We start from the raw sequence: 21,073 nt of genomic DNA, 5'->3' as shown, positions 1-21,073 counted from the left end.
CACAACTCGTCCGGGCGACGGGAAAGTGTCGTACACCTAAACGTCCGAGGAATCAGCGTGCCGATGTCAGCCCGAAGGAGGACGGGGAGACGTCCGGGAAGACCTGCGACAGCGAGCCGACGCCGCAGCGCTTCTGCAGGATCTCGCCGATCACCGAGCGGTAGTCGGTGGTGGCGGCCAGGTCACCGGCGACCAGCTCGGCCGGCGAAAGACCGGGCCACTTCGTGAAGACCTTTCCCCCTCGTACGCCTCCACCCAGCACCAGCATGGCGTTGCCGTGCCCGTGGTCGACGCCGTGCGAGCCGTTCTCGGCCACCCGGCGGCCGAACTCGCTGATCGTCAGCAGGGTCACCGACGCCATGCCCTCGGCGCCGAGGTCGGTGGCGAACGCGGCCAGGGCCAGGGCCAGCTCGTTGAGGTTGTCGTACATCCGCTGGCCCTTGACCCCGGTGCCGAGGCCCTCGTGCATGTCCCAGTCGCCGCAGTCGACGGTGGCCGTGGCCAGGCCCACCTTCGCCTTGATCAGGCGGGCCACGTCGCGCAGCGCCGTGCCCAGCTCGGTCGCCGGATAGGCCGCACCGTTGGCCGGCGTGTAGGTGGCGCCCCGCAGCGAGGCCGTGGCGGTCAGCGCCTGGTCGGCGGCGAGGGCCTGACCGGCCTGGAGGGCGGGCGCGTCGGCGTACATGGCCCGCAGCGCGGCCGCCCGCGGGCGCTTGGCCGAGTCACCGGCCAGGGTGAAGCCGTCGATCGAGGCCATCGAGACGTCGGACGCGGGTCCCGCGTACAGCCGGTGGGGCATGGCGTTGCCGATCGAGACGCCGGCCAGCGGGCCGGACGCCCCGGTGACGCCGAGCATCCGGTCGAGCCAGCCGGTGCGGATCGACGTGCCGGGCGCGGCGTTCTCCATCGCGTCCATGGCCGCGAAGTGCGAGCGGGTCGGGTTGGGCTGCCCGACGGCGTGCACCGCGGCGAGTTTGCCGCTCTGCCAGTGCGGCAGCAGCGGGGCCAGCGCCGGGTTCAGGCCGAAGGTGCCGTCACCCGCGATGACCTGGCTCTTGGGCACGCCGATGGACGGCCGGGCCTTGTAGTAGTCGGCGTCGCCGATCGGGACGATGGCCGACAGCCCGTCGAACCCGCCGCGCAGCGACAGCACGACCAGCGTGTCACCGGTGTAGCCGGGCGCGGCGTACGCCATTTTGGTGGAGATCCCGGCGGCGGCCACGCCGGCCAGGGCGCCGCCGAGGACGGTGCGGCGGCTGACCTGCTTCTCGCGGCAGTCGAAGGAGAACATCGGCTTCACCTCTGCTGGAAGGACGGCGAGTCGAGGACCAGGGCGATCAGGTACGGCGCGTGGCCCGCAAGCGACTTGTCGGACGCGGTCAGAGGACTGGTCGGCAGCTTGCCCGCGACACTGAGCACGGCGGCCGTGTGCGCGGCCGGGAGCTTGGACCCGGCGAGCCGTACGGCCAGCGCGTCGACCAGAGCGCCGTACGTCTTCGGCAGCGTGGGCACGAGGGACTTGAGCAGGTCGGCGGGGCGGGTGAGCTGGCTGGGATACCACCCGGCGGCCAGGTTGAGGTGGTTGTTGCACCTGAGCAGGAAGCCGGACGGCGACGACCAGGCCATGGCCACGTCGGGATAGCCGTTGGGCGGGGCCCAGCGGAACGGCGCGTTGCCCGCGTTCACGGTCGCGTTGTAGAGCGCGTCGAGGGCCTTGACCCCGGAGGCCTCCGGGCCGAGCCCGAGCGCCCGGATCGAGGCGATGAGGTCCTCGAACGGCGTGCGGACCTTGGCCCCGATCGACGCCGCGAACTCGGGCGAGGTGAACAGGGCACGCAGGACCGGCGTGATGGCGGTGTCGTTGTCGAGGTAGACCTTGACCAGCTTGGCGACCAGCGAGGCGGGCGCCTCGTCGGCCACGAAGCGCTGGCAGAGCTTGACGGCGAGGCGCTGCGCGGTGGCCGGGTGCCGGGCCAGGTGGTCGGCGAAGGCCAGGGCGGCCGCCTCGCCGCCGCCGGCGGTGGCGTTGGCGTGCTTGAAGCCGAGGATCTCGACGGCGCCGGTGACGTGCTTGGCACCGTCGTAGACGTAGCCGCCGGACGCGGTGACGGTCAGGCCGGTGAGCAGGCGGGCCGCCGCCTGCACGTCGGCCTCGGAGTAGATCAGGCCGACGGTGTGCAGCTCCATCAGCTCGCGGCCGTAGTTCTCGTTGGGGTTGGCCTTGGTCGAGCTGCGGTTGTCGAGATAGGTGAGCATGGCCGGGTGGCGCATGGACGCCTTGAGCATGTCGGCGAACCGGCCGAAGGCGTGCTTGCGCAGCACCTGGGCGTCGTAGTCGGAACGGCTGTCCCAGACGCCGCTCGACGGCGCGGCGACGTGCAGGTGGTTGGCCCAGAAGGCGACGGTGCTCTCGAACAGCTGACGCTCGCTCCAGGCGGCGCGGGCCACGGCGGCCCGGCCGAGCTGCTTGAACGCGTCGTACGAGTTCTTGGGCAGCTTGGCCCGCACGGTGGCGATGGAGGCGCCGGCCAGCGGCAGCCGGGCGAGCAGGGTGTCGCAGGCGGCGTCGTTGATCTTCGAGGGGTTCAGCTGCCGGTCGAGCCAGCCCGCCACGCCCAGCTTGCGGGCCTCGGCCAGCGAGGCCGCGGTCGGGCCGAACGTGGCGCGGCGCAGCAGGTGGGCGATCTGGTCGTCGCTGAGCAACGTCGTCGAGGAAGCGGCCGCCGCCGGGGGAGCAGCGACGGCAACGGCGACTGCGGTGGCGGCACCGGCGGCGAGGAGCGTGCGTCGGGTCGTCATGCCAGCACGTTCGGCCCGTACGGCCGGGGGAGTCGCGGCTGCAACCGTGACTAACGGAGCCGCAATCCGCCCGCACCCGTACCGCGCGGCACGAGTCGGACGTACGCTCAGGCCTGTGGATCAGGCTGAATCGGTACGCACCCCGTCCTCCTGGGTCGTCGTCGGTCTCGACAACGGCGGGACCTGCAACAACGCCACCGTGCTGGATGCCACGGGGCAATATCTGGTCGACAACCTCGTGGAAAATCCGAGCTTGGTGACCGAGGGCCCCGAGTCGGCCATCGAGGCGCTGGCCGAGGCCTTCCACAACATCCTCGAACTGACCAGCACCCCGCTGACCCTGGTCCGCGCGGTCGGGCTCGACACGCCCGGCCCGGCCAGCGCCACCGGCGTGATCTCGTCCAAGGGCTCGACCAACTTCAACCAGAAGTCGTGGCACGGCTTCGACATCCGGGGCGCTCTCGAAGAGCGGCTAAATTTGTCCGTTTTCTACTTAAACGATGCAAATGCGGCAGCTTTGTATGCGCATTACCGCCTTTTCGGCGATGACTCGACGAGCAAGTCGTCGATCGCCGCGATCGTCGGCACCGGCCTCGGCGGCGGCGTGGTCGAGAACGGCAAGGTGATCAGCGGTGCCGCCGGTATGGCCGGCGAACTCGGCCACGTCCAGATTCCCCTGCACGACGTGCTCGAGGAGGATCAGCCGGTACCTCAGTGCAACTGTGGTTTCGAAGGGGACGTGGAGAGCATCGCGTCGCTGACCGGCATCAAGAAGAACCTGTTGCCGTACTGGCTGACGAAGTTCCCCGACCACCCGCTCGCGGCCGAGCCCCTGCCCAAGGCGGCCAAGCTGCTGCGCGGCTACGGCGAGAAGGACGACCCGCTCGCGCTGGCGGTGTTCGGCCAGCAGGCGAAGGCGATCGGCAAGCTGTTCACGATCGCCGCCAACTTCACCGACCCCGACGCCTACCTGCTGGGCGGCGGCGTGGTCGAGGCCGCGCCGCGCTTCCGCCAGTGGTTCCTCAACGCGGTCCGCGAGAGCACCGAACTGCGCGCCGAGCAGCAGGCCGCGGCCACGTTCGCCCTGGTGGCCGACCTCGACATGGCCGGCGCCCGCGGCGCGGCGGTCGCCGCCCTCGAGTCCGTGCGGGCGACGTTAGGCTGACGACCGGCCGAGTTCGGCGGCCGTGACGGCGGCGTGGCCACGCAGCCAGTCCGCGAGGTCGGTGGCGCCGCCGCGCAGGGCGGCGTCCAGCGGGGTCGACCTTTCCCATCCGGGAAGCCAGTTGACGTCGGCCCCGTGCTCGAGCAGGAACGCGCAGGCCTGCTGCTGGCCGCCATGGCAGGCGTTCCAGAACCCCGCGTTGACCTCGTCCGCGTCCGGCGCCGTCGTCGCGGTGAAGTACCCCCGCAGCCGGTCCATCAGCCCCAGCGCCGCGGCGTGCCCGAGGCCGGTCCGCGCGCCGCGCTCGACCAGCCGCCGCGCGGCCCGCCACTGCGCGAACGCGGTCGCGTCGTCCAGCGGTGTGCCTCCGGCGATCACCGCGCCGGTCGCGTCGATCTCGGCGCCCGCGTCGAGCAGCGCGTCGAGCACCGCGACGTCGTCGTTGCTGGCGGCCCAGTGCAGCGGCGTCTCGGTGTGTGGTCCGGTGAACCGGGCGTTCACGTCGGCGCCCGCGGCGATCAGCGCGGCCACGGTCGCCGAGCCGTTCGGACGGTGACCCGGCCAGTCGGCCACCACGTGCAGCAGGGTGCGCGACATCCCGCCGTCATGGTCGCCGAGCCGGGCCGTCGCCAGCCGGGGCTGCTCGGCCAGCAGCCGCTGGAGAGCCGTCACATCACCGGCGTGGACAGCGCTGACCGCGGCGACCGCCAGCGGGTCGTCGGTGTCGAGGACGAGTTCCACACCGTCACTCTAGAGGCGACGGTTTGTAGAGTCTGTTAAGCATCATCGACATGCATAGATATTGATCGTCGTCTTCAGTAACGTCCTGAAGGCCATCCGTGACGGGGGTCATGGATGTGCTGAAGGGGGAACTGAATGCGACGAAGCATCGCTGCCCTGTCCGCGACCGCGCTCGGCCTGGCGCTCATCACGCCGGGCGCGGCCCAAGCCGAACCGAAGTCCGACGAGCTGTCCGCGGCCGACAAGGCCTCGCTGGCGGTCGGCATCGGCGTCGTGCCCAAGGCGCCGTACGGCTCCAAGCCCAAGGGTGTGAACCCGTACCTGGCCGAGGTGACCGACGTCGCCAAGGTCGACTACTCGGGCTGGGCCAACTACATGAAGGCCCAGTCCAAGGCCAAGCAGTCCCAGCGCGTCAAGTCCCTCGCCGCTTCCTCGGCCAAGGCCGCCACCCCGGCCGTGGTGGTCGACGAGGACGAGCTTGACGGCACGTCCGGCGGGAACGACGTCCCGGTCAACGCCCAGCGGATCAACGGCTACGGCACGGGCGCCGGGCAGTACCCGAACATCCGGATCCTCGGCAGCCTCGACAACGAGGTCGTGTCCACGCCGACGGTGGCCGCCCCGCCCGAGGACAACGGCGCGATCCCGCTGGCCGGCGACACCGGCATCGGGTCGGGCCGCAGCGGCGCGGTCATCGAGTCGCAGATCGGTGACGGTCCGCACGGCCGGCAGACCGGCGACGGCAGCAACGACTTCGACTTCTACAAGCTCACCGCCCCGGCCGGGAAGGTGCTGACCATCACGACCGCCACCCCGACCGGGCCGCTGGACACCGTGCTCCAGCTGTTCGCACCGGACGGCACCGTGCTGGCCGTCAACGACGACTTCACCGGGATCGACAGCCGGATCAGCTACCGGGTCACCACCGGCGGCGACTTCTACCTGGCGGTCTCGGCGTACGGCGGCCTGCCGGCCGACCCGTTCGACTCGGGCAGCGGCGGCGGCATCGGCGACCCGACCCCGCCGACCGAGGGCCCGTACACCCTGACGCTGACCTCGGGCGGTGTCGACCAGGACTTCTTCGCGGTCAAGCTGCGGGCCGGCGACGTCATCGGCGGATCGGTGAAGGGCTCGGCCACCTATCTGACCGTGTACGACACCGTGCCGCGCGAGGTGCACGGATCCGACCAGGACGCGTCGTACATCTACCCGGTCGACTCGCCCCTGCCGGCCGGCGGCAACGCCGTCACCGACTACGTGGCGACCAAGGCCGGCTGGCACTACATCGGCGTGGCCAGCGGCTCCGGGGCGTACGACATCACGGTCGAGGCGTACCGCCCGGTCCTTCAGGGCGCCAAGCCGGTGCAGACGCTCTACCTGGACTTCGACGGGGCCCGGGTCAACACCGGCGTCTTCGGCGGTCCCGGCAACCGTGACCTGACCGCGTTCTCGGCCTTCCTGACCAGCTGGGGCCTGACCCGCGCCGACGAGGACGCGGTGATCGACGCCGTGGTCGCCGGGGTCACCGAGAACCTCAAGACCGACCTCGAGCAGAGCGGTCTCAACAGCCGCTTCAAGATCAAGATTGCCAACAGCAAGGACAACGCCGACGTCTGGGGCAAGGCGAACGTCAGCCGCGTCGTGGTCGGCGGCACCATCGAGGAGTCCGGCGTCGACACGATCGGCATCGCGCAGAGCATCGACCCCGGCAACTTCGAGACCGAGGAGACCGCGCTCGTGCTGCTCGACGTGCTCAGCGCGCCCGGCACCGACTCGGCGGCCTCGCTGAACCGCTACCTCACGCCGCAGAGCGACCGGATCCGCTTCGTGGCCCAGGCGCTCAGCAACGTGATCTCGCACGAGGCCGGGCACTTCTTCGGCGACTTCCACACCGACAACCAGGACGCCATCCCGAACCTGCAGGACGCGGGCGGCACCGGATTCGCCACCCTGTTCGGCGTGGGCCCGGACGGCGTCGGCGGCACCGCTGACGACATCGACGTCGACTTCGGTGAGGACGCCTTCCTCCCGGCCGAGGGCTTCACCGGCACCGAGGACACCCTGGGCCGGATCGTCTTCGGCGTGACCAGCTGATTTTCAGGGGGCCGTCCTCACTCCTTGAGGGCGGCCTCCACATCGGGATACAAAGCCAGGTAGTCGGTGAGACCCAAGGTGTCGAACAGGCGCCGGAGGAAACCGGACGGGGCGGCCAGGCGCACCCAGCCGTCGCGCTCGGAGGCGCGGGCGTGCGCGTTCACCAGCACGCCGACCCCCATGGAGTCGCAGAAGTCGAGGCCGGCCACGTCGACCACGACCCGGGGCGCGGGGCGTTCGACGAGCCGGGTGAGGTTCGCCTTGAGTGCGGGCGCGGTGTCGATGTCGAGGGAACCGCGCAGGACGAGCACGGCCGTGTTCGGGGGGTAGTGCGCGACCGAGACCTGCATGGGGGGTGTCGCTTTCGGTGGGGCTTCGATGGAGTTCTCAGCCTAGGGGAGGCGGGCCGCAATGGCCGAATCGGCTACCGGGCAGTAGCTTGTTGCCATGGCAAACAAGGGTGATGTCGTCGACGACTTCGAGCTCCCCGACCAGGACGGCGTGCCGCGCCGGCTGAGCGCTCTGCTCGCCGACGGTCCCGTGGTTCTCTTCTTCTATCCCGCCGCTCTCAGCACCGGTTGCACCGCCGAGGCCTGCAACTTCCGCGACCTGGCGGCCGAATTCAAAGAAGCCGGAGCCCAGCGGGTCGGCATCAGCCGCGACGAAGTCAAGAAACAAAAGGATTTTTCGGACAAGTACGACTTCGACTACCCGTTGCTCAGTGACCCGTCGAACAGCGTCGCGGCGAAACTGGGCGTCAAGCGGAAGCTCCCACTCGGCCCGCTGAGCACGAAGCGGATGACCTTCGTGATCGACACCGACCGGACGATCCTCGAGGTCATCCACTCCGAGACCAACATGAACGACCACGCCGCGAAGGCCCTCGAGACCCTCGCGGCGCGCAAAACCACTTAAATGCTGTTCTTCCAGGCCCGGCCCGAGCGGCCGATCAGGCGGTCGGCGTCGGCCGGGCCCCACGAGGCGGCCTCGTAGGTGGGGATGGGCGAGTGGTCGTTGGCCCAGTGCTCGATGATCGGGTCGACCACGCGCCACGACTGCTCGACCTCGTCGGCCCGGATGAAGAGCGTGGAGTCGCCGACCAGGGCGTCGAGCAGCAGCCGCTCGTACGCCTCGGGCGACTCCTCGGCGAACGTCTGCTCGTACGAGAAGTCCATGCTGGCCGTGCGCACCCGGAACGAGTGGCCCGGCACCTTGGCCCCGAAGCGCAGCGAGATGCCCTCGTTGGGCTGGATGCGCAGGATGAGCGCGTCGGCCTCGAGGTCGGTGAGCTGGTTGGCCGGGATCGGCAGGTGCGGCGGCCGCTGGAACTGCAGGGCCACCTCGGTCACGCGGGCCGGGAGCCGCTTGCCGGTGCGCACGTAGAACGGCACGCCGGCCCAGCGCCAGTTGTCGACGTTGAGCCGCATGGCCGCGTACGTCTCCGTGCGTGACAGCGGGTCGACGCCGGTCTCCTCGCGATATCCGGCCATCAGCTCCTCGCGGGTGCCGCCTCGCGTGTACTGGCCGCGGACGGCCAGGTCGGCGATGTCGCGGTTGGTGGGGAGCCGGATCGCCTGGAGCAGTTTCGCCTTCTCGTTGCGCAGGCCCTCGGCCTCGAACGACGCCGGCGGCTCCATCAGGGCCAGGGCGAGCACCTGGAGCACGTGGTTCTGCACGATGTCGCGCATGGCGCCGGCGTGCTCGTAGAAGCCGCCGCGGGTGCCGACGCCGAGCGTCTCGGCCACCGTGATCTGCACGTGGTCGACCCAGGAGCGGTCCCAGATCGGCTGGAAGATCGAGTTGGCGAAGCGCAGGGCCAGAACGTTCTGGACCGTGTCCTTGCCCAGGTAGTGGTCGATGCGGAAGACCTGGTTCTCGTCGAACGCGCTGTGCACGACGCCGTCGAGCTCGCGGGCGGTCGGCAGGTCGCGACCGTACGGCTTCTCGATGACCAGGCGGGAGAAGGAGCCCTCGCGGGCCTGGTTGAGCCCGGCCCCGGCCAGCCCGTTGATCACCGGCTTGAACGCCTCGGCCGGCGTCGAGAGGTAGAACAGGCGGTTACCGGACGTGCCGCGGGTGGCGTCGAGCTCGTCGAGGGTCTCGGCCAGGCGCTTGTACGTCTCGGGGTCGTCGTAGCCGCCCGACACGTACCGGATGCCACCGGCGAGCTGGGCCTTGTCGCTGAGCGTGCGCCCGTCGAGCGCGCTGGCGGCGAACTGCTCGTCCTCCATCGGCGTGCGGGCCACGCCGACCAGGGCGAACTCGCCGGGAAGGCGGTTGTGCCGGGCCAGGCTCTCCACGGCCGGGAGCAGCTTGCGCCGGGTCAGGTCGCCCGACGCGCCGAAGATCACCAGCGTGGCGGGCGGAGCGCTGCGCTCCTGGATGAGCTGAGGGACGTTGTCCATGATTCTGCGTGTCCTTCGACCGTCGGGACCTTCCGGGAGAACCCTACGCAGAGTTGACCCTTCGCGGTTCAGATCCATCCCTCGATGCGACGCGGGATACAGCGACAAAAGTGGCAAAATAGGGTGAAGCATCCACCGAGGGGGATCCCGTGAAGTACCGGCTCGTGACCCGAAGCGATTTCGACGGCTTGGTCTGCGCGGTCCTGCTGCGCCACCTCGACATGATCGACGAGATCAAGTTCGTACACCCGAAGGACGTGCAGGACGGCGAGGTCGAGGTCACCGCCAACGACATCCTGACCAACCTGCCGTACGCCCCGGGCGCGCACATGGTCTTCGACCACCACCACTCCGAGACCCTGCGCAACGAGGGCAACCTGGCCAACCACGTGATCGACGCCGACGCGCCGTCGGCCGCCCGGGTCATCTACGAGCACTTCGGGGGTGCCCAGCGCTTCCCCAAGGTCTCCGACGATCTCATGAAGGCGGTCGACCAGGCCGACTCGGCGCACTACGAGCTCGACGACATCCTGCATCCCGAGGGCTGGACCCTGCTGAACTTCCTGATGGACAGCCGCACCGGCCTGGGGCGCTTCCGGGAGTTCCGGATCTCCAACTACCAGTTGATGATGCAGCTGATCGACGCCTGCATCGAGCACCAGGACGTCAACGAGATCCTGGCCCTGCCCGACGTGGCCGAGCGGGCCGAGCTGTTCCAGGCCCAGTACGACCTGTTCGTCGAGCAGCTGAAACGGGTCAGTCACCTCGAGGGCGACGTGGTCGTGGTCGACCTGCGCGAGGAGGAGGTGATCCACGCCGGGAACCGGTTCATGGTGTACGCCCTGTTCCCGGAGTCGCGGGTCTCGATGCACATCATCTGGGGCCGGCAGAAGCTCAACACGGTCTTCGCCTGCGGGAAGTCGATCCTCGACCGCACCTCGCCGGTCGACGTGGGCGAGGTCATGCTGCGTTACGGCGGCGGCGGGCACGTCGCGGCCGGCACCTGCCAGGTGCCGCACGAGGAGTCGGACCGCGTCCAGCGGGAGATCGTCGACGCCCTGCGGAGCCCCCGAACCGTTTCAGTCTGAGGAGGAAGTACTCGAGGGGTGGGAACTGATGTCCCCACCCCTCGTCCGCGAGTCGCGAACCGTGCCCAACGGTCCCACTCGCCGGTCGTGCGCCGCGCCCCACGCGCGCCATCACGACGGTTTCCCGCGTCCACCATCGCGGGAGCCTGTGCTCAGCCCTTGAAGGCCCACTTGCTGGAGCCGCCGGCCGTGACCGGCTCCTTCTCCTCTTCCTTGGCCTCTTCCAGCTCGTCCTCGGGCTCGTCGTCGTCCTGCTCGGCCCGGTGCCGGCCGCGGAACATGACGACCGCCCCGCCGAGCAGCACCAGACCGGCCACGACCCAGCCGCCGATCGACCAGATCGAGGGCCCGCGCTCGGCGTCGGCCACGGTCTGCGCGAACAGTTGCGCCTCGGCATCGCTGCCGGTGCCGGTCGCCGTCGTACCCCCGCCGTGGGCGTTGTGCCCGGCCGGGGCACCTCCGGTGCCCGGCGTGAGCGTCAGATCGGCCGGCGGCATCGAGGGTCCGGGTTTGCCATTGCCGTACGTGGTCACGACCGTGAACCGCATCGACGAGAGGGTCGGCAGCGGCCCGATGGCCACGCGCACGTCGGTGCCCTTGCCCGGGGCCAGGTCCTTGCCCGGCATCGCGATCCAGGTGATCGAGGCGGCGGTCTCGGTGGCCTTGGTGTCGCCGTGGATGGTCGGCAGCGGCGTCGAGAGGTCGCGCATCTCGATCTTCGGGCCCCAGTCGTCGACCGAGAGCGGATAGACCTCGGCCACCGGGGTGTCGTCCGGCAACTGGAGCTTGATCGTGTGGATCGGCTGGTCGCCGGTGTTGGTGACGCGGAAGGTCAGGTTCTCGCCCTCGCCCTGGGGCGCGGTGCTCGGGGAGACCGTCACGTCGGCCAGGGCGGGAGCCGCGATGAGTACGCCGAACAGCGCGGCGGCGGTGGGGACGCCCGCGCGGCGGGCCAGGTGGAAGTGCCTCACAGGGGGTAGTTCGGATCACACGCCGGAAAGGTTCAACGAGTCCGGCAAAGTTTTCGGCACGGCTTGGACCATCATGAACGCATGCGTGACGTACCCATCGACGGCGACATGATCAGACTCGGACAGTTCCTCAAGCTCGCGGACCTCATCGACACCGGGGGAGAGGGCAAGGTCCTCATCGCTTCCGGCGACGTGACAGTGAACGGCGAGGTGGACACCCGCCGGGGCCGCCAGCTGCACCCGGGCGACGTCGTCGCCGTTCTGGGAGCCGAGGCTCGGGTGGCGTCGACATAGGACGAACGGGCCACCCAGTGATGCCCGTTTATCCAACGGAACGTGACGAAAGGTTGACATGGTGTCGATCTCAGGCATCTACTGGGGACCGGTGTAACCGGCGTCACAGGGCGCCGGGCCTCGCTGGGGAGGCCCCATGTCACGTAGGCATCCACGCGCTCTGCTCGCCGCGGCCGCCGCCTTCACGCTCGCCCTGACCGGGTGCGCGGGCTGGGGCGGCGGGCCCGGCGGCGAAGGCCCGAACAGCATCAACGTCCTGATGGTGAACAACCCGCAGATGATCGATCTGCAGCGGCTCACCGCGGACCACTTCACCCGCGACACCGGCATCAACGTCAACTTCACGGTGCTGCCGGAGAACGACGTCCGCGACAAGATCAGCCAGGAGTTCTCCAGCCAGGCCGGTCAGTACGACGTGGCCTCGCTCAGCAACTTCGAGATCCCGATCTACGCGAAGTCGAAGTGGATCGCCCCGCTCGACGACTACGTCGCCGCCGACACCGCGTTCGACCAGGCCGACATCCTCAAGCCGATGACGACCTCGCTGACCGCCGACGACGGCAAGCTCTACGGCGAGCCCTTCTACGGCGAGTCGTCGTTCCTGATGTTCCGCAAGGACGTGCTCGAGGCCCAGGGCGTACAGATGCCGGCCAATCCCACCTGGCAGCAGGTCGCCCAGATCGCCGCCCAGGTCGACAACAAACAGCCCGGCATGCGCGGCATCTGCCTGCGCGGCCAGCCCGGCTGGGGTCAGATCTTCGCCCCGCTCACCACTGTCGTGAACACGTTCGGCGGCACCTGGTTCGAGAAGGACTGGACGGCCAAGGTCGACTCACCCGAGTTCACCGCGGCCACCAAGTTCTACGTCGACCTCGTGCGGGCGCACGGCGAGAACGGCGCTCCGCAGGCCGGCTTCACCGAATGCCTGAACAACCTGATCCAGGGCAACGTCGCCATGTGGTACGACGCCACGAGCGCGGCCGGCTCGCTCGAAGCCGACGACTCACCGGTCAAAGGCAAGATCGGCTACGTCGCGGCTCCCGTCGAGAAGACCAGGTCGTCGGGCTGGCTCTACGCCTGGTCGTGGAGCATCCAGCAGGCCAGCGAGAAGAAGGACAACGCCTGGAAGTTCATCTCCTGGGCCTCCAGCAAGCAGTACGAGGAGCTCGTCGGCCAGCAGGTCGGGTGGTCCAGCGTGCCCGCCGGCAAGCGCGCCTCGACGTACGAGAACCAGGATTATCTGAAGGTGGCCTCGGCCTTCGCCGAGCCGACGAAGTCGGCCATCGAGAGCGCCGACCCGCGCAACCCCGGCGTGCAGCCGCGCCCGGCCATCGGCATCCAGTTCATCGACATCCCCGAGTTCACCGACCTGGGCACCCAGGTGTCGCAGTACGTGAGCTCGGCCATCGCCGGCCAGATGAGCGTCGAGGACGCGCTGAAACGCGGCCAGCGGCTGGCCGAGGACGTCTCCGAGCGCTACCAGTCACGGGAGGGATAGCCATGACTTCCGTAGCCGAGAAGTCGCGCGTCGGCACCGAGGGCCCACCCCCGTCCGGCGTCGCCCGCCGCACGTCGGCCTGGGCCCGCCGCGCCCCGCTGATGCCCGCCCTGATCTTCATGATCGTGGTGACCCAGCTGCCGTTCGTGGCCACCCTGGTCATCTCGTTCATGGACTGGAACGCGTACTACCCCGAGGAGCGAGGCTTCGCCGGCTTCGACAACTTCGTGCGCGTCTTCACCGACGTCAACATGCGCGACGCGGTCTGGACGACCATTTTGCTGACCGTTGGAGTCGTACTCATCAGCCTGGTCCTGGGTTTGGGCATCGCCCTGCTTCTCGACCGCAAGTTCCGGGGCCGGGGCGCCGTCCGCACGATGATGATCGCCCCGTTCCTGGTCGTGCCGGTGGCGGCGGCCCTGATCTGGAAGCACGCGCTCTACAACCCCGAGTACGGCCTGTTCAACGGCGCCCTGACCTGGATCTGGAGCCTGTTCGGCTCGGACAACCCGCCGCAGCCCGACTGGATCAGCAACATGCCGCTGTGGGCGGTCATCTTCTCCCTGGTCTGGCAGTGGACCCCGTTCATGATGCTGATCCTGCTGGCCGGCCTGCAGGGCAGACCCCTGGACGTGATCGAGGCCGCCCGCATCGACGGCGCCAACAACTGGCAGATCTTCCGCAGCATGACGCTGCCCCACCTGCGGCAATATCTGGAGCTGGGCGCACTGCTGGGCTCGATCTACATCGTCCAGAACTTCGACGCCGTCTTCACGATCACCTCGGGCGGCCTGGGCACGGCCAACCTGCCGTACACGATCTACCAGATCTTCTACCAGGCCCACGACTACGGCCGAGCCTCGGCCGCCGCGGTCATCGTGGTCATCGGCACCATCATCATCGCGACGTTCGCCCTGCGCACGGTGTCGTCGCTCTTCAAGCAGGAGGAGGGCCGATGACTGCTCCCGCTGGTGCGGCGCCGAGGAAGAAGGAGCGCGGCGGGGCCTGGCTGTCCCTGCTGGCCTGGGTCGTCGGCATCCTGTTCGTGCTGCCGGTCGTCTGGATGGTGCTGACCTCGTTCCACTCCGAGGCGAACGCCGCGCAGAACCCGCCCGCGGTCTTCGCGCCGCTGACCCTGGAGGGCTACCGCGAGTTCTTCTCCGGCGGCGCGAGCCCGTGGCCGCCGCTGCTGAACTCCCTGACCGCCAGCGTCATCTCCACGATCATCGTGCTCCTGCTGTCGCTGCCGGCCGCGTACGCCCTGAGCATCAAGCCGGTGAAGAAGTGGACCGACGTCCTGTTCTTCTTCCTGTCCACCAAGATGCTCCCGGTGGTGGCCGGGCTGCTGCCGCTCTACCTGTTCGCCCAGTACAGCGGCCTGCTCGACAACATCTGGCTGCTGATCCTGTTCTACACGTCGATGAACCTGCCGATCGCCGTGTGGATGATGCGCTCCTTCCTGTCCGAGGTGCCGGTGGAGATGCTCGAGGCCGCGTCGATGGACGGCGCCGGCCTGACGAAGACCCTGCGCTCGGTCATCGCCCCGGTGGTCACGCCCGGCATCGCCGCCACGGCCCTGATCTGCTTCATCTTCAGCTGGAACGAGCTGCTGTTCGCCCGGGTCCTGACCGCGACGGTGGCCGAGACGGCCCCGGTCTTCCTGACGTCGTTCGTGACAAGCCAGGGCCTATTCCTGGCCCAGTTGTGCGCGGCCGCTTTCGTGGTCTCCTTGCCGGTGCTGGTGGCCGGCTTCGCCGCCCAGGACAAGCTGGTCCAGGGCCTGTCGCTGGGCTCGGTGAAGTAAGAGGCTTTCTCTCCGCCCCCTCAATAAAGGTGGCCGGCCCGCACAGCGGACCGGCCACCCGGCTCCCGAAAGGTGATCATGTTGGCGGGCTCGGGTTGGCAGGATCGGGAGCATGCTGGTCGAGGTTCTGCTGGATGCGCTCGTTCCCGTGCGGCACGGGTTCCTCAGGCTGGGTGAGACCGGCGCCGCCCCGGAAGAAATGACGCGCGGGCAGGTCAACGGGCTGTGCGGGGCGGCCGTGCCGGGAAAGCTCCTCCTCCGTACCGGGCCTTCGGCGGGTGAGGCTCACGTACGCGTCGAGCTGCACTCGTCCGAGCCGGAGCTCGGCGACGAGTGGCGGGACGTCGTCGAGGTTCTGTACAGCACGACGGCCGAGGATCTCACGCTCGGCGGGCCGGTCGATCTGCCGCCGGGGGTCTACCGGGCGCGGTACTGCGTCGAGGAGACGCGCTGTCTGCTCCAGTTCTGGCCGGCCACGGGCATCGACCGCATCGTGCGCCGGAGCGGGGCGTACCAGCACCGAGAAGGACCCCTGACCCGCGACGATCTGGCCGCGCGGGTGGCGGATCTTCGCCGGCGGCGGGCCGCGCGCGAAGCGGAGGAGACCGAGGAGGAGCTCGACGAGATCTGGGAAGGGGACGTTCCGGACGATCCGCGCCTGCGCGAGGCCGGCTGGTACGCCGCCGCCCTCCGGCGGCTCGACCCGGTGATCGTCGAGGCGCTGGCCGAAGCCGGCGACCGGCGACGGCGGGCGGTGACCGCGTGGGCGGTCGAGCGGATCCTCGACGACGCCCAGCTCATGGCGCAGCCGTGGGCCGGGCCCGCCTTGGCCGCGTTGCGCGAGGGGACGCCGCTGGACGGCGAAGGGATCAGGCGGACCCTGCCGCCCATGCCGATCGAGGAGCACAACCTGGACGCCGCACGGAACCTCGCGGCCGAGGTGCTGTTCAACGTCGCCGGGGGCAGCCTGGCCGACGCCTGCGAGGCCGTGATGGAGGCGATCTACCGCAGCCCCGGCCCGGCGATCGTGCTCACCGGCGTCCGGCGGGTGCTCGGCTAAGGCATCCGGCCCAGCGAGACCACCTGCCGATTGTGGAGGTAGCCGTCCTCGGGACTTCCTCCACCGCCGCGTAGACGCGCGACGCGAACACCGCGCGGGTCTCGGCGCCCTCGATCCCTTCGTCGTGGTTCATCCGGTCACCCACCGCCGGCGGCGCGATGAATCTCTGCTTCAGCCACTCTTGCGGTCTTCCTTCGGCCACGCCGTACGACTTCTCCCGTAACCCGCGATCAAGCCGCGCCCGGACGCCGAACACCCGCCCGATCGCGTCGGCCGTCTCCCTCGTCCGCCGGAGATCTGAAGAGGACAGCGCCACCTCTGCCCCCGGCGGGATCTCCTCGCGCAGTGCCCCGGCGATGGCCGAGGCGGCGTCGAGGCCCGCCGCCGTGAGCCGCGAGTCGTGCCACCCGCCGACGACCTTCTCGAGGTGGTGCGTGGCTTCCGGATGGGTCACGACATGGACGGTTCGCACACGAGGATGATCTCACGGGAGCTCGCGGTGAACGGTTCCCTGTTCCAGCCGCCGAAGCGGTGGGAGATCGCGAATCCGGCCTCCTCGAGGGAACGCTCCAGCGTGGACACGTCACGGAAGGCCAGCACATCACGGGTCACGTCGCGCTCGCCCGTCCGCCGATCGACGGTGAAGGTGTCGTACGAAACCAGCGGCAACGCCACCTCGACGGTCTCGTGCCAGAACTCGATGTGCCCGTCCAGCGTGCGCAGCGTCGCCTCCCGCGTCCAGCGCTCCCACCCGCGCGCGGCCGGATTGCGAGATTCAAAGGCCAGGGCCCCTTGGGGTACGAGGGCTCGGCGCAGATCGCGGAGAGCGCGCGCCCACGCTTCGCCGTCCAGGAACACCTGCGCCACATGGCCCGACCTGACCGCGAAGTCGGCCGATTCCGGGTCGGCCTCGTCGCTGTGGCCCAAACGCCAGTCGACCCGATCCGCGCCCGGCTGGCTGCGGGCCACCCTGAGCATTTCCGGGTCAGGGTCGATGCCCACAGCCGTACGCCCACCGGCCGCAAGCAAACGCGTCAGCGTGCCCGTCCCGCAGCCGAGGTCGAGCACGCTCGCCCCGCCCAGGTCGTCGGCCAGTGCCGCGTAGAAGCGGTAGTCGTGGTCGTCCGCGTTCAACTCGTCGTAGGCGTCAGCGAAGTTCATGCACCTTCTCCGCGAGGCGGCGGGTCTCGTCGTCGAACAGGACGAGGTGGACGGTGTCGACGTCGGCGCCCGAGGACGCGAACGCGGTCAGGGCCTGGGCGACGGCGTCCTGTTTGGGCCAGCGGTAGATGCCCGACGAGATCAGCGGGAAGGCCACCGTGCGGGCGCCCAGGCCGGCCGCGACGGCCAGCGCGTTGGTGTAGCAGGCGCGCAGCACGGGGGAACGGTCCTGCTCCGTGCTGTAGACCGGGCCGACGGTGTGGACGACCCACCGTGCCGGAAGGCGCCCGGCGGTGGTGGCCACGGCCTGTCCGGCCTGAAGGCCGCGGCCGTAGTGGGAGGCGCGCAGGGCCCGGCATTCCTCCAGAATGGCCGGTCCGCCCTTGCGGTGGATGGCGCCGTCGACGCCGCCGCCTCCGAGCAGTGAGGAGTTGGCCGCGTTGACGATCGCGTCGGTGGCCGACGTGGTGATGTCGCCGGTGGCCAGTTCGATGCGCATGGGGAGATTTATAGATCGATCGATGGCGCCGGCGCATTTGCAATTTGCACTCTCGGTGTCACAAATAGTGACGGAATGGTCGCGCAGGGGATTGGCTAGCGTTGCGCCGTCGTGATATGCCCGGTCCGTGGGTCGACAAGGGGACGACAGGGCTGTCACGGCGGTCGTGGACCACGACACGGGGATCATCGAGCTCAGTGTGCGCGGGCGCTGGAACCGGCAGGTCTGGCTCGAGTCGTACCGGATGCTGAACAAGTGCCTGGCCGGCCATCCGGCGGGCCTGGTCCTCGACCTGTCCGCGTTCGAGGACCCGCGGGCGAACAGCACGTCGCTGTGGCTGACGGCGGCCGCCCAGGGCGAGCGCATGGAACCGCCGGTGCCGGTGGTGACCTGCATGGCCGCGTCCAACCTGACCGCCGGCCTGGGCCGCATGCCGCGCTACGCCTCGATCCGGTCGGCCCGCACCGCGATCACCAGCCACAGAACCGTCACTTCCCAGGTACGCCTCCAGCTGCAGCCCCGCCCGTCCTCATCCGCGAGCGCCCGCCAGCTGGTCACCGCCGCCTGCGAGGAGTGGGGCATGCCGATGCTGCTGCCCCGGGCCCGCCTGGTCGCGACCGAGCTGGTCAGCAACGCCGTCCAGCACGCGGGCACCGAGATCGACGTGGTCATCTCCCACCGCGGCCAGGTCCGCCGCCCGGTGTCGCGCCGCACCACCTATCTGCACCTGGCCGTCTACGACCGCGACCCGCGGATGCCCGAACCCAACGGCGGCCGGGGCCTGCACATCATCCGCGTCGCCTCCCAGGGCTGGGGCGCCCTGCCCACTCACGAGGGCAAGGTCGTCTGGGCGCTCCTGCGGGAACAGGACTGACGGCGGCCGGGCCGCGTAGTCAGTCGGCGGTTTCGGCGATCTGGCCGGGAGGGGTGAGCCTCAACGGCGCGGCTATGGTTGGCGCTGCGTTCGGAGACAGCAATCAGTAATGCGTGGAAAGGAAGGGCTTTGACGGAGCCTGATCGGCCGGATGGTCAGATAGATTTGACATCTCTGGCTAATCATCTGCGTGCCGTTCTCGCCCTGGCGGGACTGGATTCCGACCTCATGGTCCCGTATGAGCACCTGCCCGCAGGCTGTGTACAGATCGAGCTGGAGCAAGCCGCCGGCGAGCCGAACAGGAACGTCTGGGTCAAGTGGCAGAGCTCAGCCAGGCTCCGTGACTATCATTCCCCCGCTGTCGGCCTGGACCGCCTGGAAGATCCCATGGATAGGTTCCGCGCTGTCGTGACGGGCGGAATGGGGAAAGCGATCGCGGACCTGCTGTCGGCTGCCGGCTTCGACGCGGCGTACGGTGTCAACGGCTATGACCCGGCCGCCGTGCGCGTCAGCGGATATACCGCCAATGAGGTGGGTTCGATGGCCGCGACCGCTTTTCACTCAGGGGCGGGCGAGGTGTGGCCGGTCCCACCCGTCGGGCAGGACGACCGGCGGCCATGAGGGGTCCGGGCGATAGCCGGTCCAGCGGCCGTCGAACGGAGGGCGGCCCTCGGCGGCGAGCACTGTCAGCTCCTCGCCGGTCCGGCGGATCGCGACAGCCTGTTCGGAGGTCCAGCGGCCGGGACGGCCGGTCAGTTCGGCGAACTTGTCCTCGTCCTTCCAGTGGGCCACCCGGTCGGGGGTGATCGTCACGTCGAGGGCGCGCCCATCGGCCAGGACCGTCTCCACCTGGGGTGAACCGGGGCCGATCCAGATCGTCAGGCCGTCCGCGTCGTCGGTGATGACCCGGCCCACGCGGACGAAGCGGGCCTCACCGGCCCGGCCGTAGCGGTAGAGGATCTGCCGGCCGTGAGACCACACCTCAGTTCTTGGTGAGGGAGAACTGCAGGCGCCAGCCGGCCTCTTCGAGGGCCGAGGTGTGGTGGGCCAGCACGTCCTCGACGCTGCGGGTGTCGCGGCCCTCGGCAGCCCGGCTCACCTCGACGTCGAGCTCGGCCAGGCCCTGGTCGAGGGTGGCCATGTACGCCGACCACTCGCGCTCGGTGGCCAGGTCGCTCTTCTCGTGGGCGCGCTCCAGCGCGTCACGGAGCCGGCCCAGCGAGCCGCGGATGGGAGCGGCGTGTGCGGGGTGCCGCGCCGTGAAGGTGCGCTCGGCGCCGCTGACCCGCCGGGTGACCTTGTCGACCCGCTCCTGCTTCACAGATGTCACCGCGCCACGTTACGACCCTTCGACGCCGTACCGGAAGATTCCGGGTGAACAGAGAGTGCTTCCCCACACACGTAAACGGGGTCGCGCGGCAAAGCGTCGTCGTGCATGATCATCGGCCGTGACACTTGTGGATGTCGATGCTGAGGCGCCCGTCGTCTTCGGCTGGAAGTGGCTGGACCGGCCGCTGCACCGGGTGGCCGTGCGTCTCACCGCGGGCCAGTTCGAGCGCCTGGCCGAGGGGCCGCTGGTACGCGGCGGCACGAGCCTGGCCCGGGTGGCGACGATCGCCGCGTCGATCGTGCTCCTGGCGGCGGTGCTGGCCGTGGCCGCGCTCGGCGTCTGGCTCGTCCTCTACGACTTCTTCAGCGTCAGCACGGTGCTGGGGCTGGTTCTGCTCGCCGTTGCCGTCGTGCTGCGGCCCCGCCTGCCGCGGCTTCCGGGCGGCGTCATCGTGCTCGATCCGGCCCGGACGCCGGCCCTGGTGGCTCTGGTGGAGCGGGTCGCGACGGCGGTGGGCGCCCCGGCGCCGCGCATCTTTCTTCTGGGGTACGACCTCGGTGCGTTCACCATGAGCGTCGGAGTGAAGCGGGAGCGTGTGCTGTGTCTCGGGTTGCCGCTGTGGGCGACGCTCGAGCCGCAGGAACGGGTGGCGTTGCTGGGCCACGAGATGGGGCATTTCGTCAACGGCGACGTGCGGCGGGGGCTGCTGACCCAGATGTCGCGCCGGACGCTGGCCCAGGTGGCCGACCTGTTCGCCACGCGGACCCGGGGCGACGGCCCGATCGACTTCCTGATCGGCGTCGTCACCACGCTGATCAACGGGATCGTGTCGCGTACCTCGGCCGCGCTGCAACTGCTGCTGCTGTGGACGAGCATGCGGGACTCGCAGCGGGCGGAGTATCTCGCGGACGAGCTCGGCGCCCGCGCCGGCGGCTCGGCGGCGGCGGCCTCGCTGGCCGACTTCCTCCTGCTGCGTGATCCGATCGACACCGTGGTGCGGCGGGAGGCCCGCGCGGGCAACGGGCCCGAAGCCTGGCTCGAGGCGGCCCGGGTCGCCCGCGCGAACCAGTCCCCGAACCTGCCCGCGATGCGCGAGCGTTCCCACCGCGCCGAGGCGTCCCTCGACGCCTCGCACCCGCCCTCCGGCCTGCGGGCCGAGATGCTCCGGCGGCGGCCCCAGCTGGCGGCCGAGGTCGTGCTCACCGAGGCCGAGTCGGCCCGGATCGACGCCGAGCTGGCTCCGCACGTCACCAGGGTGCGGCTGGCCCTGACGGAGTGACGGCGTCCCGC

Annotated in this window: 23 protein-coding genes; 12 read left to right on the top strand and 11 right to left on the bottom strand. The window is 69.8% G+C overall.

Features of this window, described 5'->3' with window-relative positions; translation table 11 throughout:
- Positions 1–52: 52 nt before the first annotated feature.
- Positions 53–1,291 (bottom strand): DUF1501 domain-containing protein, encoded by a 1,239-nt coding sequence (locus tag ACQP2X_RS30210; RefSeq protein ID WP_498687617.1) that lies wholly within the window; start codon positions 1,289–1,291, stop codon positions 53–55.
- Between the two features lie 5 nt (positions 1,292–1,296).
- Complete coding sequence (locus ACQP2X_RS30205) at positions 1,297–2,799, bottom strand: DUF1800 domain-containing protein (protein ID WP_498687615.1); 1,503 nt, start codon at positions 2,797–2,799, stop codon at positions 1,297–1,299.
- Positions 2,800–2,914: 115 nt separating this feature from the next.
- Between ACQP2X_RS30205 and ACQP2X_RS30200 the strand changes: the two genes are divergently transcribed.
- The gene (locus ACQP2X_RS30200; RefSeq protein WP_498687614.1) at positions 2,915–3,964 is read left to right on the top strand and encodes an ROK family protein; all 1,050 of its coding nucleotides are present in this window, start codon (positions 2,915–2,917) and stop codon (positions 3,962–3,964) included.
- Here ACQP2X_RS30200 and ACQP2X_RS30195 read toward each other — a convergent pair.
- Entirely contained in the window at positions 3,956–4,705 is a 750-nt protein-coding gene (locus tag ACQP2X_RS30195) for an ankyrin repeat domain-containing protein (protein WP_498687612.1), read from the bottom strand. The two genes, ACQP2X_RS30200 and ACQP2X_RS30195, sit on opposite strands and share 9 nt — an antisense overlap.
- A gap of 135 nt (positions 4,706–4,840) precedes the next feature.
- Between ACQP2X_RS30195 and ACQP2X_RS30190 the strand changes: the two genes are divergently transcribed.
- Positions 4,841–6,799, top strand: a complete 1,959-nt coding sequence (locus ACQP2X_RS30190) for a PPC domain-containing protein (RefSeq protein ID WP_498687608.1) — start codon at positions 4,841–4,843, stop codon at positions 6,797–6,799.
- A 17-nt stretch (positions 6,800–6,816) separates the two neighbouring features.
- On the opposite strand, the gene ACQP2X_RS30185 is transcribed toward ACQP2X_RS30190, so the two are convergent.
- The gene (locus ACQP2X_RS30185) at positions 6,817–7,149 is read right to left on the bottom strand and encodes an STAS domain-containing protein (protein WP_498687606.1); all 333 of its coding nucleotides are present in this window, start codon (positions 7,147–7,149) and stop codon (positions 6,817–6,819) included.
- Between the two features lie 97 nt (positions 7,150–7,246).
- Between ACQP2X_RS30185 and ACQP2X_RS30180 the strand changes: the two genes are divergently transcribed.
- The gene (locus ACQP2X_RS30180; RefSeq protein WP_498687605.1) at positions 7,247–7,714 is read left to right on the top strand and encodes a peroxiredoxin; all 468 of its coding nucleotides are present in this window, start codon (positions 7,247–7,249) and stop codon (positions 7,712–7,714) included.
- On the opposite strand, the gene zwf is transcribed toward ACQP2X_RS30180, so the two are convergent.
- Entirely contained in the window at positions 7,711–9,204 is a 1,494-nt protein-coding gene (zwf, locus tag ACQP2X_RS30175; protein ID WP_498687603.1) for a glucose-6-phosphate dehydrogenase, read from the bottom strand. The two genes, ACQP2X_RS30180 and zwf, sit on opposite strands and share 4 nt — an antisense overlap.
- A gap of 149 nt (positions 9,205–9,353) precedes the next feature.
- Here zwf and ACQP2X_RS30170 point away from each other — a divergent pair, with 149 nt between their 5' ends.
- On the top strand, positions 9,354–10,292 hold the full coding sequence (locus tag ACQP2X_RS30170) for an exopolyphosphatase (protein WP_498687601.1): 939 nt from the start codon (positions 9,354–9,356) through the stop codon (positions 10,290–10,292).
- 152 nt (positions 10,293–10,444) lie between these two features.
- Here the strand turns inward: ACQP2X_RS30170 and ACQP2X_RS30165 are convergent, their stop codons facing one another.
- Positions 10,445–11,263, bottom strand: coding sequence for a DUF1775 domain-containing protein (locus ACQP2X_RS30165; RefSeq protein WP_498687599.1), 819 nt, complete (start codon positions 11,261–11,263; stop codon positions 10,445–10,447).
- An 81-nt stretch (positions 11,264–11,344) separates the two neighbouring features.
- Between ACQP2X_RS30165 and ACQP2X_RS30160 the strand changes: the two genes are divergently transcribed.
- The 5 genes from ACQP2X_RS30160 (at position 11,345) to ACQP2X_RS30140 (ending at position 15,919) form a co-directional block, all read left to right on the top strand.
- Positions 11,345–11,557 carry an RNA-binding S4 domain-containing protein gene (locus tag ACQP2X_RS30160; RefSeq protein ID WP_364672731.1) on the top strand — a complete coding sequence of 71 codons (213 nt, stop codon included), beginning with the start codon at positions 11,345–11,347 and terminating at the stop codon, positions 11,555–11,557.
- A 136-nt stretch (positions 11,558–11,693) separates the two neighbouring features.
- Entirely contained in the window at positions 11,694–13,055 is a 1,362-nt protein-coding gene (locus tag ACQP2X_RS30155; RefSeq protein WP_498687596.1) for an ABC transporter substrate-binding protein, read from the top strand.
- 2 nt (positions 13,056–13,057) lie between these two features.
- The gene (locus ACQP2X_RS30150) at positions 13,058–14,014 is read left to right on the top strand and encodes a carbohydrate ABC transporter permease (RefSeq protein ID WP_498687595.1); all 957 of its coding nucleotides are present in this window, start codon (positions 13,058–13,060) and stop codon (positions 14,012–14,014) included.
- Positions 14,011–14,859, top strand: coding sequence for a carbohydrate ABC transporter permease (locus ACQP2X_RS30145; RefSeq protein ID WP_498687593.1), 849 nt, complete (start codon positions 14,011–14,013; stop codon positions 14,857–14,859). The genes ACQP2X_RS30150 and ACQP2X_RS30145 overlap by 4 nt, the downstream gene beginning before the upstream one ends.
- 112 nt (positions 14,860–14,971) lie before the next feature.
- On the top strand, positions 14,972–15,919 hold the full coding sequence (locus ACQP2X_RS30140; RefSeq protein ID WP_498687591.1) for a hypothetical protein: 948 nt from the start codon (positions 14,972–14,974) through the stop codon (positions 15,917–15,919).
- Here the strand turns inward: ACQP2X_RS30140 and ACQP2X_RS30135 are convergent.
- From ACQP2X_RS30135 to ACQP2X_RS30125, 3 genes are read right to left on the bottom strand one after another with little or no spacing between them, the layout of a single operon-like run.
- A complete protein-coding gene (locus ACQP2X_RS30135) occupies positions 15,891–16,373 on the bottom strand; it encodes a histidine phosphatase family protein (protein ID WP_498687589.1) in 483 nt (160 codons plus the stop codon). The two genes, ACQP2X_RS30140 and ACQP2X_RS30135, sit on opposite strands and share 29 nt — an antisense overlap.
- Positions 16,370–17,080, bottom strand: a complete 711-nt coding sequence (locus ACQP2X_RS30130) for a class I SAM-dependent DNA methyltransferase (RefSeq protein WP_498687588.1) — start codon at positions 17,078–17,080, stop codon at positions 16,370–16,372. Before ACQP2X_RS30130 ends, ACQP2X_RS30135 begins: the two co-directional genes overlap by 4 nt.
- Entirely contained in the window at positions 17,067–17,579 is a 513-nt protein-coding gene (locus tag ACQP2X_RS30125) for an O-acetyl-ADP-ribose deacetylase (protein ID WP_498687587.1), read from the bottom strand. Before ACQP2X_RS30125 ends, ACQP2X_RS30130 begins: the two co-directional genes overlap by 14 nt.
- A 166-nt stretch (positions 17,580–17,745) precedes the next feature.
- Here ACQP2X_RS30125 and ACQP2X_RS30120 point away from each other — a divergent pair, with 166 nt between their 5' ends.
- Positions 17,746–18,453, top strand: coding sequence for an ATP-binding protein (locus ACQP2X_RS30120; protein ID WP_498687584.1), 708 nt, complete (start codon positions 17,746–17,748; stop codon positions 18,451–18,453).
- A gap of 129 nt (positions 18,454–18,582) precedes the next feature.
- Positions 18,583–19,074 (top strand): hypothetical protein, encoded by a 492-nt coding sequence (locus tag ACQP2X_RS30115; protein WP_498687581.1) that lies wholly within the window; start codon positions 18,583–18,585, stop codon positions 19,072–19,074.
- Here ACQP2X_RS30115 and ACQP2X_RS30110 read toward each other — a convergent pair.
- Together ACQP2X_RS30110 and ACQP2X_RS30105 are read right to left on the bottom strand one after the other, a co-directional pair.
- Complete coding sequence (locus ACQP2X_RS30110; protein ID WP_498687580.1) at positions 19,015–19,434, bottom strand: DUF402 domain-containing protein; 420 nt, start codon at positions 19,432–19,434, stop codon at positions 19,015–19,017. The two genes, ACQP2X_RS30115 and ACQP2X_RS30110, sit on opposite strands and share 60 nt — an antisense overlap.
- A gap of 1 nt (position 19,435) precedes the next feature.
- A complete protein-coding gene (locus ACQP2X_RS30105) occupies positions 19,436–19,783 on the bottom strand; it encodes a hypothetical protein (protein WP_498687578.1) in 348 nt (115 codons plus the stop codon).
- 118 nt (positions 19,784–19,901) lie between these two features.
- On the opposite strand from ACQP2X_RS30105, the gene ACQP2X_RS30100 reads away from it, so the two are divergent.
- Positions 19,902–21,062 carry a M48 family metalloprotease gene (locus ACQP2X_RS30100; RefSeq protein WP_498687576.1) on the top strand — a complete coding sequence of 387 codons (1,161 nt, stop codon included), beginning with the start codon at positions 19,902–19,904 and terminating at the stop codon, positions 21,060–21,062.
- Positions 21,063–21,073: the final 11 nt, after the last annotated feature.

The sequence above is a fragment of the Actinoplanes sp. CA-131856 genome (genome assembly GCF_050956135.1).
Classification (GTDB): domain Bacteria; phylum Actinomycetota; class Actinomycetes; order Mycobacteriales; family Micromonosporaceae; genus Actinoplanes.
The sequence above is the reverse complement of the archived record's forward strand: the minus strand, read 5'-3'. Positions and strand labels throughout refer to the sequence as shown.